This is a genomic window from Mycobacterium sp. Soil_C_30, from assembly GCF_057656995.1.
In genome coordinates this window covers 1-11,482 of record NZ_JBDGJH010000016.1, presented here as the reverse complement: position 1 = coordinate 11,482, position 11,482 = coordinate 1, and the positions used below count along the sequence as shown (strand labels likewise).

15 protein-coding genes are annotated in these 11,482 nt (G+C 66.8%); 11 read left to right on the top strand and 4 right to left on the bottom strand.

Translation table 11 applies throughout. The annotated features are described in order from the left end of the window. Positions 1-78: 78 nt before the first annotated feature. Positions 79-486: an aspartate 1-decarboxylase gene (gene panD, locus AC3A6P_RS24910; protein WP_487694613.1), complete on the top strand. Its 408-nt coding sequence runs from the start codon at positions 79-81 to the stop codon at positions 484-486. Continuing rightward, positions 486-1,796 (top strand): lysine N(6)-hydroxylase/L-ornithine N(5)-oxygenase family protein, encoded by a 1,311-nt coding sequence (locus tag AC3A6P_RS24905; RefSeq protein WP_487694612.1) that lies wholly within the window; start codon positions 486-488, stop codon positions 1,794-1,796. Before panD ends, AC3A6P_RS24905 begins: the two co-directional genes overlap by 1 nt. On the opposite strand, the gene AC3A6P_RS24900 is transcribed toward AC3A6P_RS24905, so the two are convergent. Further along, a complete protein-coding gene (locus AC3A6P_RS24900) occupies positions 1,793-2,272 on the bottom strand; it encodes a hypothetical protein (protein ID WP_487694611.1) in 480 nt (159 codons plus the stop codon). The two genes, AC3A6P_RS24905 and AC3A6P_RS24900, sit on opposite strands and share 4 nt — an antisense overlap. 266 nt (positions 2,273-2,538) lie before the next feature. Here AC3A6P_RS24900 and AC3A6P_RS24895 point away from each other — a divergent pair, with 266 nt between their 5' ends. The 3 genes from AC3A6P_RS24895 (at position 2,539) to AC3A6P_RS24885 (ending at position 4,304) form a co-directional block, all read left to right on the top strand. Beyond that, on the top strand, positions 2,539-3,156 hold the full coding sequence (locus tag AC3A6P_RS24895; RefSeq protein ID WP_487694610.1) for an MspA family porin: 618 nt from the start codon (positions 2,539-2,541) through the stop codon (positions 3,154-3,156). A gap of 7 nt (positions 3,157-3,163) precedes the next feature. After that, the gene (locus tag AC3A6P_RS24890) at positions 3,164-3,706 is read left to right on the top strand and encodes a hypothetical protein (RefSeq protein WP_487694609.1); all 543 of its coding nucleotides are present in this window, start codon (positions 3,164-3,166) and stop codon (positions 3,704-3,706) included. A 64-nt stretch (positions 3,707-3,770) separates the two neighbouring features. Continuing rightward, positions 3,771-4,304, top strand: a complete 534-nt coding sequence (locus AC3A6P_RS24885; protein ID WP_487694770.1) for an HD family phosphohydrolase — start codon at positions 3,771-3,773, stop codon at positions 4,302-4,304. Here AC3A6P_RS24885 and AC3A6P_RS24880 read toward each other — a convergent pair. Beyond that, complete coding sequence (locus AC3A6P_RS24880) at positions 4,298-5,380, bottom strand: aldo/keto reductase (RefSeq protein ID WP_487694607.1); 1,083 nt, start codon at positions 5,378-5,380, stop codon at positions 4,298-4,300. The two genes, AC3A6P_RS24885 and AC3A6P_RS24880, sit on opposite strands and share 7 nt — an antisense overlap. A gap of 152 nt (positions 5,381-5,532) precedes the next feature. Between AC3A6P_RS24880 and AC3A6P_RS24875 the strand changes: the two genes are divergently transcribed. Further along, complete coding sequence (locus tag AC3A6P_RS24875; protein ID WP_487694606.1) at positions 5,533-6,432, top strand: AraC family transcriptional regulator; 900 nt, start codon at positions 5,533-5,535, stop codon at positions 6,430-6,432. 4 nt (positions 6,433-6,436) lie between these two features. Here the strand turns inward: AC3A6P_RS24875 and AC3A6P_RS24870 are convergent, their stop codons facing one another. Next, a complete protein-coding gene (locus tag AC3A6P_RS24870) occupies positions 6,437-6,955 on the bottom strand; it encodes a hypothetical protein (RefSeq protein WP_487694605.1) in 519 nt (172 codons plus the stop codon). A 206-nt stretch (positions 6,956-7,161) separates the two neighbouring features. Between AC3A6P_RS24870 and AC3A6P_RS24865 the strand changes: the two genes are divergently transcribed. The 5 genes from AC3A6P_RS24865 to AC3A6P_RS24845 all read left to right on the top strand — a co-directional run bounded on the left by AC3A6P_RS24865 (position 7,162) and on the right by AC3A6P_RS24845 (position 10,813). Further along, the gene (locus AC3A6P_RS24865; RefSeq protein ID WP_487694603.1) at positions 7,162-7,428 is read left to right on the top strand and encodes a LapA family protein; all 267 of its coding nucleotides are present in this window, start codon (positions 7,162-7,164) and stop codon (positions 7,426-7,428) included. An 84-nt stretch (positions 7,429-7,512) separates the two neighbouring features. After that, positions 7,513-8,781, top strand: coding sequence for a GTP cyclohydrolase II (locus AC3A6P_RS24860; RefSeq protein WP_487694601.1), 1,269 nt, complete (start codon positions 7,513-7,515; stop codon positions 8,779-8,781). Next, positions 8,778-9,968: a URC4/urg3 family protein gene (locus AC3A6P_RS24855; RefSeq protein WP_487694600.1), complete on the top strand. Its 1,191-nt coding sequence runs from the start codon at positions 8,778-8,780 to the stop codon at positions 9,966-9,968. Before AC3A6P_RS24860 ends, AC3A6P_RS24855 begins: the two co-directional genes overlap by 4 nt. A gap of 4 nt (positions 9,969-9,972) precedes the next feature. Then, positions 9,973-10,602, top strand: a complete 630-nt coding sequence (gene upp / locus AC3A6P_RS24850) for a uracil phosphoribosyltransferase (RefSeq protein ID WP_487694599.1) — start codon at positions 9,973-9,975, stop codon at positions 10,600-10,602. Between the two features lie 22 nt (positions 10,603-10,624). Next, positions 10,625-10,813, top strand: a complete 189-nt coding sequence (locus AC3A6P_RS24845; RefSeq protein WP_487694598.1) for a hypothetical protein — start codon at positions 10,625-10,627, stop codon at positions 10,811-10,813. A gap of 25 nt (positions 10,814-10,838) precedes the next feature. Here the strand turns inward: AC3A6P_RS24845 and AC3A6P_RS24840 are convergent, their stop codons facing one another. Continuing rightward, positions 10,839-11,252 (bottom strand): VOC family protein, encoded by a 414-nt coding sequence (locus AC3A6P_RS24840; protein ID WP_487694596.1) that lies wholly within the window; start codon positions 11,250-11,252, stop codon positions 10,839-10,841. Positions 11,253-11,482 lie beyond the last annotated feature (230 nt).

Here is an 11,482-nt window from a genome sequence, read left to right as displayed (position 1 = left end):
CCTTCGCTTAAACAGGCTCAGCCGGTGCACTTTTCAACATCGAGGCGCTACCTTCGGGCGGCGCGAGAGGGGCGCGATATGCAACGAACACTATTGGCGGGCAAAATTCACCGGGCGACGGTCACCCAGGCCGATCTGCACTACGTCGGTTCCATCACCATCGACCGGGACCTGATGAGCTCAGCCGACATCGTCGAGGGTGAGCAGGTCCACGTCGTCGACGTCACCACCGGAGCGCGTCTGGTCACCTACGCCATCACGGGGCCGGCCGGCAGCGGCGTCATCGGGATCAACGGTGCCGCAGCCCACCTGATCTCCCCGGGAAACCTGGTGATCATCATGTCGTTCCTCCAGGTCGATGAAGTCGAACGGACCACACACACGGCGCGGGTAGTGCATGTCGACTCCGACAACCGCATCGTGGCGGTGGGATCAGATCCTTCCCAGCCCGTTCCCGGCGCACTCGACCAGATGGCAGGTGCGTGATGGTGCGGGAATCAAACGGCCACCGTCCGATCCTCGACTTCGTGGGTGTCGGATTCGGCCCCTCCAACCTGGCGCTGGCGATCGCGGTCATGGAGCACAACAGCGACCCGGCGGTCACCCGGCGGATCCACGCGCAGTTCGTCGAAGCCAAGGACGAATTCGGCTGGCACACCGGGATGCTGATCCCGGGTGCCACCATGCAGATCTCGTTCCTCAAGGACCTGGTGACACAACGGAACCCGAAGAGCGACTTCACCTTCTTGAACTACCTGACCGAGCGCGGCCGCCTCACCGAGTTCATCAACTACAAGACCTTCTTCCCGACGCGGCTGGAATTCCACGACTACCTGGCGTGGTCGGCAGCCAAGGTCGACGCAGAAGTCCATTACGGCTCCCGCGTAACCGCCGTCGATGAGGTCGACGGCGTATTCGAGGTCGAGGTCAGCGGAACTCACCCACGGCGACTCCGAGCACACCACGTGGTGATCGCCGGTGGCCTGAATCCGCAACTGCCGCCCGGCGTCACCGCCTCGGCACGCCAGGTTCACAATCACGGTTTCCTCCACGATCTCGAGAGGCTGCCGAGCCGCAAGCACAACCGGTACGTGGTGGTGGGTGCCGGGCAGAGCGCCGCCGAGGTGGCGGCATACCTACACGATCTGTCCCCGGAGAACGAAGTGCACGGGGTGTTCGCCAAATACGGTTACAGCCCCGCCGACGACAGTCCGTTCGCCAACCGGGTTTTCGACCCGGATGCGGTGGACGACTTCTACACCGCCGACCCCGGAGTCCGCCGCCAGCTGATCGACTACCACCGCAGCACCAATTACTCGGCTGTCGATCTGCCCTTGATCGAGGAGTTGTACGCCCGCGAATACGCCGAGCGCGTGGCCGGCCAGCGCCGCCTGTTCCTGCGTGGCGCCTCCAGTGTGAACAAGACCGAGGAGGGCGAAGACGGTGTGCGGGTGCACATCCTGCACCACCCCACAGGTTCGGTCGACGTGCTCGACTGTGACGCCGTGGTGTATGCCACCGGATTCTCACCGGCATCACTGCGCGGAATCCTCGGCGATCTGTACCAAAACGTCGTGCTGGTCGACGGCCAGCCCGCGGTATCGCGCGACTACCGTTTGGCCACCGAGCCACCGACCCTGGGCAACCTCTACATCCAAGGCAACACCGAACACACCCACGGACTCACGTCGTCGTTGCTGTCCAACATCGCGGTGCGCAGCGGGGAGATCCTTCAGTCGATCCTGCAGTCCGTACCCGCGGGTGAACTGGCCGCGGTGACCGGCGCCGCGCGTTAGAGCTCCCGGGGACTTGACGCCCCGCGTTCCCGGCGGGGCGCACGATCCAGCCACCGGGCGATGCGGGGCTCCGCAACCGCGAGCAGAAACGCGACGAAGGGCCACAGCACCGCGATCACCAGGGTGGTGTTGTAGGCGCCGTCGATGTGAAACCCCTCCTCGTCGAAGGTGGGGTAATACGGCTCGATGATGCCGAATTGGATTGCCGGGGCGATCGCGATGCAGAACGCCAACCCGGTGGTGGCGCCGAACGCCGCACGCAGGAAGTAGGAACGCGGCGTGTGCACCGCCGGCGCCGCCCGGTGGTGAGCCATCAGGATGACGAGCAGCATCGACCCGATGACGCACGCCAGAGCGTCCCAGTCACCGCCGCCGAAGATGAACGCGACGGCGCCGGCCACCGTTGCCAGCGCCAGCGCGCCCGGGTCGACACGCTGTTCGTAATCTCCGGGTGACGCTTCGCGCTCGGTCCCCATGGCGCCACAGTAAGGCGCACCGCGGGCCCTGCGGCGGTGACTCGCCGGAAAACCGAGGTTGCTCAGCAACCGGACGAACCGCCTATTTCCGTCGGTTTCCGGTTAAATTCAATCTCGGCGTCAATTTCCCTCCGTGCTCTACACTGCGGTGGCCGTGCGCCGGGATCGCCGACAACGCTGTCGACTCGAGGACCGTCGAGCAATTCAGGAGTTGGGGGTACGCGTTGACCAGCGTTGCCGGAAGCATCAGGGCGGTAGGGACCGCCATGTCGATCGCAGCGGTGCTCGGCGGGGTCTGCGGGATCACTGCGGCCTCGGCCGCGCCGGTCGACATGGCACCGAAGGTCTACTCCAAGGTTTCCCGCGACGGGTGGACGCTCAACATCCAGCTGGACCGGGAAGTGGTCAACTCGGTGCCCAACCTGGCCAACGCCGCCGACTCACGTGAGGGCTTCGTCACCTTGTCGGGCACCGCCACGGCCAGCGGCGGCGCCGGCCACATCACCGACAGCCTGTTCATCGTCGGCTACCAGCTGGGCTGCCAGCGCGATGTGTCGACGGGCCTGCAGTACGGCGGCACAGCCGGTGTCGCGCCCCAGGGCTCGGTCGGGCTCCCGTTCAGCGATGGCGCCAACATCGGGATCAGCGGCGGCGGAGCAGGATTCGTGCAGACCGTGGTGCAGCCGGGTGTCATCGTCGACCTCCCGTTGTCCAACATGGCCCTCAGCGAAGGTGGCCAGGCGATGATCGACATCGACAACATCCATGTCAAAGCAGACGCGTGCGGAGGCGATGTGACCATCCGGTCGTATGGTTATCTGCGTGTTTCGACCTCAGCGGCACACACCCAGTTCGCCGTCTACGGCGACCCCATCAAGATCTGAGTCGGACATGGCCACGCACTGGATGATCCCCGCGGCAGCATTCGCCGGACTGTTGGCTGCGATCGGCGCGCCCACCGCTGCGGCGGAGCCGCCGGACCTGCCGCCGGCTCCCCCGTACATTCCCGGCGACGTGTCGCCGCAACCGGGGAGTTTCTCCTACCCCTACAACATCATCGTGGTGGGCCCACCGGCCACCACTGACGCCCGAGGTGTGCGCATCACCACCAACGCCGCTGCGGGACAACAGCTCAGCGGTCTGCCGGGAAGCCAGCTCGGCAACACCGGACAGGCGCCGGGCAGCCTGACGAACTCCAGTGCCCTCAACGGCATCTCGGTCGGCAACTCTCATCCCGTGCCGCCCAACCCGGGAATCAACATCACCGCCGGGCCACAGACCAGTGTGCAGCTCGAGAACGCCGACGGGCAGTCGCCGCAATCGGTGCTGGGTATCGAGTCGGCGCTGCCCACCACGGACCCCACCATGCCGCAGATGGCTCTGGAGGACCCGCACGGTGCCCGTCCCGCGCTGCAAGCCCCCGCCGGTAACTGACCGCGGCGCCATCTGTTAGCGGGATGTTCACATGAGCGTGTATCCCCGGCCTCCCGGCACTGACATGGTCTACGGCGTGGACAGCGTCGGGGATGTCGAGGCGCTGCTGCTGTCGTTGCGCGGCGTCTGGGACGAGGAAGCCGTCGACGAACTGGACCATGCCCTGCAGTCGGCCGCCCGCGCGTTGGACGATGACGCCGACGATCAGCTGGTTCTCGCCGCCGCCCTGCACGACGTGGCGCACAGCCCGCTGTTCGGTGAGGTCACCGACGCCCGCCACGACCGCGTGGCCCAGGAGTGGCTGACGCCGCGCTTCGGGCACCGTGTCGGCTGGCTCGCCGGTGCGCACGTGGCGGCCAAACGCTATCTGGCCGCCACCGACACCCGCTACGCCGCCGGCCTGTCCGGGGTGTCCCTCGCATCCCTGCGTGCGCAAGGCGGCGCAGGCGTCGACCCCGAGTTCGTCGACCATCCGTGGTGGGGCGACGCAGTTCGGTTGCGCCGCTACGACGACGCCGCCAAGATCCCCGGCGCCGCGCGGATCGAGATCGCCGATGTGCTCGCCGTGGCGGAACGCGTTGCCGCGCAGCGTCAGTAACGTTCCCGGCTCTGCGCCAGCGGTGGATACACCGTCGACGTCTCCCCATCGACCGTGGCGCCGGCGAACTGCAACATCGCCCGTACGTGGCCGTTTTGCGGTGCCGGTTCGCTCAGCTGAGGTTCGGAGACCTCGTCCAGCCGCCGCAGGTGTTCCGGTTCGAGGCTCAGGTCAAGCCCTGCGACGTTGTCCTCGAGGTGACCCAGCCGGCGGGCCCCGAGGATCGGGACGACACTTCCCGGCCTGGCCCGCAGCCAGGCCAGGGACACCGCGGCGGGGCTGGCGCCGATCTCGGCGGCCACCGCGGTCACGACATCGATCACCCGGAACTGGGCCTCGTCGGGCACACCCACGTGGTGGGCGCGCGCGGAATCCATGACATCGCCTGTGCGCCGGTACTTTCCGGAGAGGAAGCCGTTCTTCAGCGGACTCCACGGCACCAGCGTCATACCTTGATCGCGCGCCAGCGGCGCGATCTCCCCTTCGATGGTCCGGGCCAGCAGCGAGTACTCCACCTGGAGGGCGATCAGCGGTGTCCACCCCTGGAGTACCGCCAACGTCTGCGCCTGTGCCGCCACCCACGCTGGATTGTTGGAGAAACCGATGTAGCGGATCTTGCCGGCGCGCACCAGATCGTCGAGTGCGCGCATGGTTTCTTCGATCGGGGTGTTGCGGTCCCAGTTGTGCAGCCAGTACACGTCCAGATAGTCGGTGCGCATCCGGCGCAAGGTCTCGTCGAGTTGAGCGATGATCGACGACCGGCCGGCGCCGCCGGCATTGGGGTCACCGGGAAACAGATTGGTGAAGAACTTCGATGCCAGCACGACACGTTCCCGGCGGCCCGGGCGGTTGGCGAAGTAGTCACCGAGGATCGCCTCGGAGTGGCCGTTGGTGTAGAAGTTGGCGGTGTCGATGAAATTGCCGCCCAGGTCGAGGTAGGTCGACAGGATGCGTTCGGATTCCTCCACCGTACTGCCGGCACCGCCGACATCGGTTCCGAATGTCATGGCACCCAAGGCGAACGGACTCACCCGCAATCCTGACCGGCCGAGGGTGACGTAGTGATCGAGTGGCATGAGATGTGCTCCTTGGAGGCAAATGAATGATGTACCCATCCAATGCCGCCGGCGCGTGCGGCGGTAGCTCGATCCGAGCCCGCTCTTGCACGATACTGCTCGATGTGCGCGGAACAGATCTGCGCCGACAAGAACGATGATGGAGTGAAGGCATGGGCTCCTCGGATGATGTGCTGAGGTCGATCCGCCACCGGATTGCCGCACACGCGCGCCCTGACCTCCACACCCCCATCGACGGCCTGCTGCTGTCGGCGGTGACGAAACCCGATCAGGTGCCGGAGTATTCACTCACCGAGCCACTCCTGGTGGTGATGGCCCAGGCAGGAAAGCGGCTGCTGCTCGGCGAGCGGGTGTACGAGTACCGCGCCGGCGACTGCTTGGTGGTGACCGCGGAGCTACCCGTCACCGGCCACTACCTCGACATCTCCCCCGGCGTCCCGTCCTTGTCGATGGGTATGGTGCTGCGGCCGGCCGTCGTGGCCGCCCTGTCGTTGCGCCTGCCGACCACCCGCCGTCACGCGGAGGCCGATCCCGCCGCCATCGCAACCGGACGCGCGGATCCCGACCTGCTCGACGCCGTCGACCGGATGCTGCGGCTACTCGACCGACCCGGCGACGCCCCGGTGCTGTTCCCGCTGATCGAGCAGGAGATCCTGTGGCGGGCATTGACCGGACCGCTGGGCGGGGTGGTTCGTCAGATCGGGTTGCCGGACAGCGACGTGACACACATCAACCGCGTCATCGCCTGGCTTCGTGACCACTACGCGGAACCGATGACCATCGACCACCTCGCCGATCTGGCGGGCATGAGCAGTTCGACGCTGCACCGGCGGTTCCGCGCGGTCACCGCGCTGAGCCCGTTGCAGTTCCAGAAGCGGATTCGGCTGCAGCACGCGCAGAGCCTTCTGCTGGCGCACCCCGGAGACGTCGCGGCCGTAGGTCATGCGGTGGGATACGACAGCGCTTCGCAGTTCACCCGCGAATACCGACGGATGTTCGGCGCGCCGCCCGGGCAGCACACCGCCGCCCTGCGGGTGCGCTCCGGCGGCTGAGTCCTCAGGTCAGAGAGTCCATCGGCATGCCGTGCTGGCCGATGACGGCACGGTCGGCGATCGCGGTCGCGGTGGCCGTGCCCGAGGTGACGGTCGCCGCAATGGCGACCTGATCGTTGACGGCGAAAGGTGTTGCGGCGGTGAATGATTGACCGCCGGCGCTGGTGACCGCCGTGGTGTTCGGGGTGACCAGATACGTCTGGGTGAATCCGTTGTCACTGCGGGCGGTGATGGAATCGGCCGATACAGCCACCACCGTGCCCTGCTGGCTGGTGGTCTGGGGCTGCGCGGTCTGAGGCTGCGCGGCCTCGGGCTGGGCCACGGTGTACGCGCTGGCGGTGGGCTGCTCACGGACGGTCTCCGGCTCAGAATGCGCGACCACCACGGCAGCGGAGAACCCAGCAAACGCGACGGCAATCGACGCCGGAAACCAGATGGCTCCAGCGGACCGCTTCACCACGCCGGCACGGGCCGCTTTAGGCGACCGGTCGGTTTCCGGTGCCGTTCGGTGCTTACCCGACATCTCGAAATCGCCTCCTAACGTGCCGCGGCGATGTCTTCTGACCTCGGCACTGCGATTGGCTGACGTGTGAATCTCTACCCCAGTACCCAAGTGGATAAACCGAGTCAGCTATTCCCGAGCTGCCGTTTTGGCCCCGGCGGTACTCGGGTACCACCTAATTGCGGAACGAAGTCGGGGCACGAGGACCACGTGGAGGGGAGACACACGTGACTGACCGAACCCCGGAACCGGCAAATGACGTCGTACGGGTGGGCAAACCAGGAATCGCCTTGATCATGATCGGTGTGCTCGCCTTTGTGGTCTGTGTGGTGGCGTTCGCCCTCGCCTGGGTGTCCGTGGGCACGTGGGCGGGCATCATCGCCCTGCTGTCCTCGGCCGCCGGTCTTGCCTGGCTCACCGACGAAGGCCGCCGCCAGCGCGGCAACCGTCCACTGGTGCCGGTGCGGAGGGCTCGTCCCGCCGGTACCGACTAGCTGCGACGACGGGCAGCGAATCCGGCGAGGAGTTATCCTGGCCCATTCCGGCTGCTACGCCGGGCCGCGCTGACAAGGATGGTCATGTCTGCTGGAACCGGCGCACCGCCACCCCGCATCGCCAGCCACATTCGGCTGACCTCACACAGCGGCGGGCCCGACGCACCCCTGCTCCGGTGGGGCGCACCGACCCCTGCAGAGCGGGGCCCGGTCATCGGCACCACCGGCTCGCGCGCCCACCGCAATGTCATCGGCACCCATTCCGGGTCCTACAGCGTCTACCGGGCCCTGGCCGTCGCCTCGGGGGCGCTGTCGCGCGAACACCGCGCCGACCTGACCAACACCGCACCCACCGACGTGGTGGGCCCGTACCGGCAGTGGAGTGATCCCGCCACGATCGTCAGCCTGGATCCCTGGGGTGCCGCGGTGGCGGACGTGTTCGCCGCCGACATCGCACGCGGAATGGACATCCGGCCCACCATCGCGGTCACCAAGGCACACGTTCAGCTTCCGGAGATCGCCGAGGCGATCAGCAGGGGCCGGCTGCACCCAGATGGGCGCCTACTGCTGCCCAGCGGGGCGGCCGTGGTCACGAAGGCCGCCATCGAACCGGTCTGGTGGCTGCCGGGAGTCGCCGCCCGTTTCGGCTGCACCGAGGCCGACCTGCGCCGGGTGCTGTTCGAAGAGACCGGGGGGATGTATCCGGAACTGGTGACTCGCGGAGACCTGGAAGTGTTCCTGCCGCCGATCGGTGGGCAGACGGTGTACATCTTCGGCGATCCGCGCGACCTGGCCGACCCGGCCGTCGAGCTGACTGCCCGCGTGCACGATGAGTGCAACGGCTCGGATGTGTTCGGCTCCGACATCTGCACCTGCCGGCCCTATTTGACCCACGCCATCGAGGAATGCATCGCCGGCACCCAACGCGGCGGCGTCGGACTGGTGGCGTACTCCCGCAAGGAGGGCCGGGCACTGGGTGAGGTGACCAAGTTCCTGGTGTACAACGCCCGTAAACGTCAGGTCGGCGGGGACACCGCCGATCAATACTTCGCCCGCACCGAATGTGTTGCGGGAGTGCAGGATATGCGGTTCCAGGAACTCATGCCCGACGTGCTGCACTGGCTCGGCATCACCAAGATCCACCGCCTGGTGTCGATGAGCAACATGAAGTACGACGCCATCACCGGATCCGGTATCGAGGTCGGTGAGCGGGTCAACATCCCCGACGAGCTGGTCCCCGCCGATGCCCGCGTGGAGATCGACGCGAAGATGGCCGCGGGATACTTCACCCCCGGCCGCGCACCGGACGCCGAAGACCTGAAGAACACCGTCGGCCGGAGCCTGCACGGGTGAGCGCGCCGGCGGCGGTGGCCGAACTTCGCACCACCGCGGCGATCCGCACCCGCGCGCAACTCCTGCTCGAGCGCGCGCGAGCGGGCGAATCGCCCTGGTTCCGCGTTCACGACGACGCGCTGCCCACCGCGGCTGCCGTGGTCGCCGATCTGACGGTGCAACGCTTCCCTGACCTCCATATCCCTTTTCACAGTCGCTGGCGGCATTTCGAAGCCGGAGGCCTGGACCGGACCGCTGCGCTCCGGGAAGCCACGGGGTCAGGTGCCGACCTGGCCCGCACGACGATCGACCTGGCGGTGGTCAGCGTGCTGCTCGACGCCGGCTCGGGTCCCGACTGGCAGTACCGGGAAGCCGACACCGGGCAGACCCTGACACGTTCCGAAGGCCTCGGCGTCGCCAGCTGGCATGCCTTCGCGGCGGGACTGTTCTCCAGCGACCAGGCTCAGCCGCTGCGGGCCGACGCCGACGGGTTGCTGGGGCTCGACGCCGAGAAGCTGAGCAACGCGTTCCAGGTCTGCGCCACCAACCCCCTCATCGGATTCGACGGGCGGGTCGCGCTGCTTCGCCGCCTTGGTACGGCTCTGCAACAGGCGCCCCAGGTTTTCGGCCCCGCCGGGCGACCAGGCGGCCTCTACGACGCTCTGGTGTCCGACGCCGGTGTCGTCGCCGCCCACGACATCCTGTCGCTGCTGTTGGACTCTCTGTCGGGAATCTGGTTGGCGGACAACATGATCGATGGTCAGCCCGTCGGGGACTGCTGGCCGCACCCGGCGGTGGGCTGGATGCCGTTCCACAAGTTGTCCCAGTGGCTGACGTATTCGCTGCTGGAACCGTTCGGTTGGGCGGGCATACAAGTGCAGGGCCTCGACGCGCTCACCGGCCTTCCGGAGTACCGCAACGGCGGATTGTTCCTGGACACCGGGGTGCTCGCCCTGCGCGACACCGACTGGGCCACCCACAGGTGGTCTGTCTCCGATGAATTGGTCGTCGAGTGGCGGGCGCTGACTGTGGCGCTGATCGATGAACTGGCGCCACTGGTACGGGACCGGCTCGACGTCGATGCCACCCAGATGCCGTTGGCCTGCATCCTCGAGGGTGGCACCTGGGCGGCCGGGCGCGCGCTGGCACGCCGCCACCGAGATGGCCTGCCCCCTCTGACCATCACCAGCGACGGGACGGTTTTCTGACAACATGAGCAACGTCGAGCTGATCGACCATCCTCTGGTGCAGCACAAGCTGACCCTGCTGCGGCAGAAAGAGGTGTCCACCAACAACTTTCGACGCCTGGTCAACGAGCTGTCGGCGTTGCTGACCTACGAGGTGCTGCGTGACATCCCGCTGCATGACGTCGAGATAGAGACGCCGCTGGAGACGATGACGGGCAAGGTGATCGACGGCAAGAAGCTGGTTTTCGTCTCGATCCTGCGCGCGGGAACCGGCATCCTGGACGGCATGTTGTCGGTGGTTCCCGGAGCCAGGGTGGGCCACATCGGTCTTTACCGGGACCCCAAGACCCTGATTGCCGTGGAGTACTACTTCAAGATGCCTCACGACATGCAGGAACGCGATGTCGTGGTGGTCGACCCGCTGTTGGCCACCGGGCACTCGGCCGTGGCCGCGGTGGACCGGCTCAAGGAATGCCACCCCAAGTCCATCAAGTTCGTCTGCCTGCTCACCTGCCCCGAGGGGCTTGCCACGCTGCACGATGCGCACCCTGACGTCCCGGTGTACACCGCCTCCGTCGACCGCGGACTCGACGAGCACGGTTACATCGTGCCCGGCCTCGGCGACGCGGGTGACCGGATGTTCGGTACCAAATAGCCGCTGGCCGTACAGTCGAATGATGCGAAGCGCCTTCCTGGTCCTGTTCGGCGTCATCATCGCGTTGTTCGGGCTGCTGTTCACGTTGCAGGGCTTCGGCGTGGTGCAGGGCAGCCCGATGAGCAACACCACCACCTGGTCGGTGCTCGGCCCGGTGGTGATCCTGATCGGCGCGGGGTTGATCTATCTGGGCCGGCGGCTGCGGCGCTAGGTCGCCTGCAGCGCACGGCTTTCCGTCACAGCGTGCCGAAGAACTCGATCCAGTTGCCGTCGGGATCGGCGACGAACAGCCACCCCATTCCCGGCACCGGCTCGAACTCGGTCAGCGGCTCCACCAGGTCATACTGCGAGGCCGCGACGCGCTCGGCCAGCTCGGTCAGATTCTTGACCGCGAACGAGAAATACTTGATTCCCGCTTCGGCGCGGCCACCGCCTTGTGCGGTCGGCTTCCCCGGGGGCAGGTCGTAGGTGACCAGCTTGACGACATTGCTGCCCAACGCGTACCGGCGCTGCGTCCCACCCGGAAATTCGAGCTCGGACTGGAATTCCAGCCCGAGGAAGTTTTCGTAGAACTCGATCATCGCCTCGAGGTTGGTGGTCACCACGGCCACCTCGAGATTCGGGCTGAGCAGATCCAGTTTGGCGGTCACGGGGTCATCGTGCCACGGCGGTCATGCACTCAGACCCCGAACTCGCCCAGTCTGGCTCCTCCGTCGCCAGCCTCGGACTCAGACCCCACCCCCAGTCTGAGCTCCCTCGACTGGCTCCTCCGTCGCCAGCCTCGGACTCAGACCCCAACACCCGTCTGAGCTCCCTCGACTGGCTCCTCCGTCGCCAGCCTCGGACTCAGACCCCAACACCCGTCTGAGCTCCCTCGACT

Excerpts from the sequence above, each read along its gene's own strand:
- panD (WP_487694613.1), top strand. The coding sequence starts at position 79 with ATGCAACGAACACTATTGGCGGGCAAAATTCACCGGGCGACGGTCACC.
- AC3A6P_RS24905 (WP_487694612.1), top strand. The coding sequence starts at position 486 with ATGGTGCGGGAATCAAACGGCCACCGTCCGATCCTCGACTTCGTGGGT.
- AC3A6P_RS24900 (WP_487694611.1), bottom strand. The coding sequence starts at position 2,272 with ATGGGGACCGAGCGCGAAGCGTCACCCGGAGATTACGAACAGCGTGTC.
- AC3A6P_RS24895 (WP_487694610.1), top strand. The coding sequence starts at position 2,539 with ATGTCGATCGCAGCGGTGCTCGGCGGGGTCTGCGGGATCACTGCGGCC.
- AC3A6P_RS24890 (WP_487694609.1), top strand. The coding sequence starts at position 3,164 with ATGGCCACGCACTGGATGATCCCCGCGGCAGCATTCGCCGGACTGTTG.
- AC3A6P_RS24885 (WP_487694770.1), top strand. The coding sequence starts at position 3,771 with ATGGTCTACGGCGTGGACAGCGTCGGGGATGTCGAGGCGCTGCTGCTG.
- AC3A6P_RS24880 (WP_487694607.1), bottom strand. The coding sequence starts at position 5,380 with ATGCCACTCGATCACTACGTCACCCTCGGCCGGTCAGGATTGCGGGTG.
- AC3A6P_RS24875 (WP_487694606.1), top strand. The coding sequence starts at position 5,533 with ATGGGCTCCTCGGATGATGTGCTGAGGTCGATCCGCCACCGGATTGCC.
- AC3A6P_RS24870 (WP_487694605.1), bottom strand. The coding sequence starts at position 6,955 with ATGTCGGGTAAGCACCGAACGGCACCGGAAACCGACCGGTCGCCTAAA.
- AC3A6P_RS24860 (WP_487694601.1), top strand. The coding sequence starts at position 7,513 with ATGTCTGCTGGAACCGGCGCACCGCCACCCCGCATCGCCAGCCACATT.
- upp (WP_487694599.1), top strand. The coding sequence starts at position 9,973 with ATGAGCAACGTCGAGCTGATCGACCATCCTCTGGTGCAGCACAAGCTG.
- AC3A6P_RS24845 (WP_487694598.1), top strand. The coding sequence starts at position 10,625 with ATGCGAAGCGCCTTCCTGGTCCTGTTCGGCGTCATCATCGCGTTGTTC.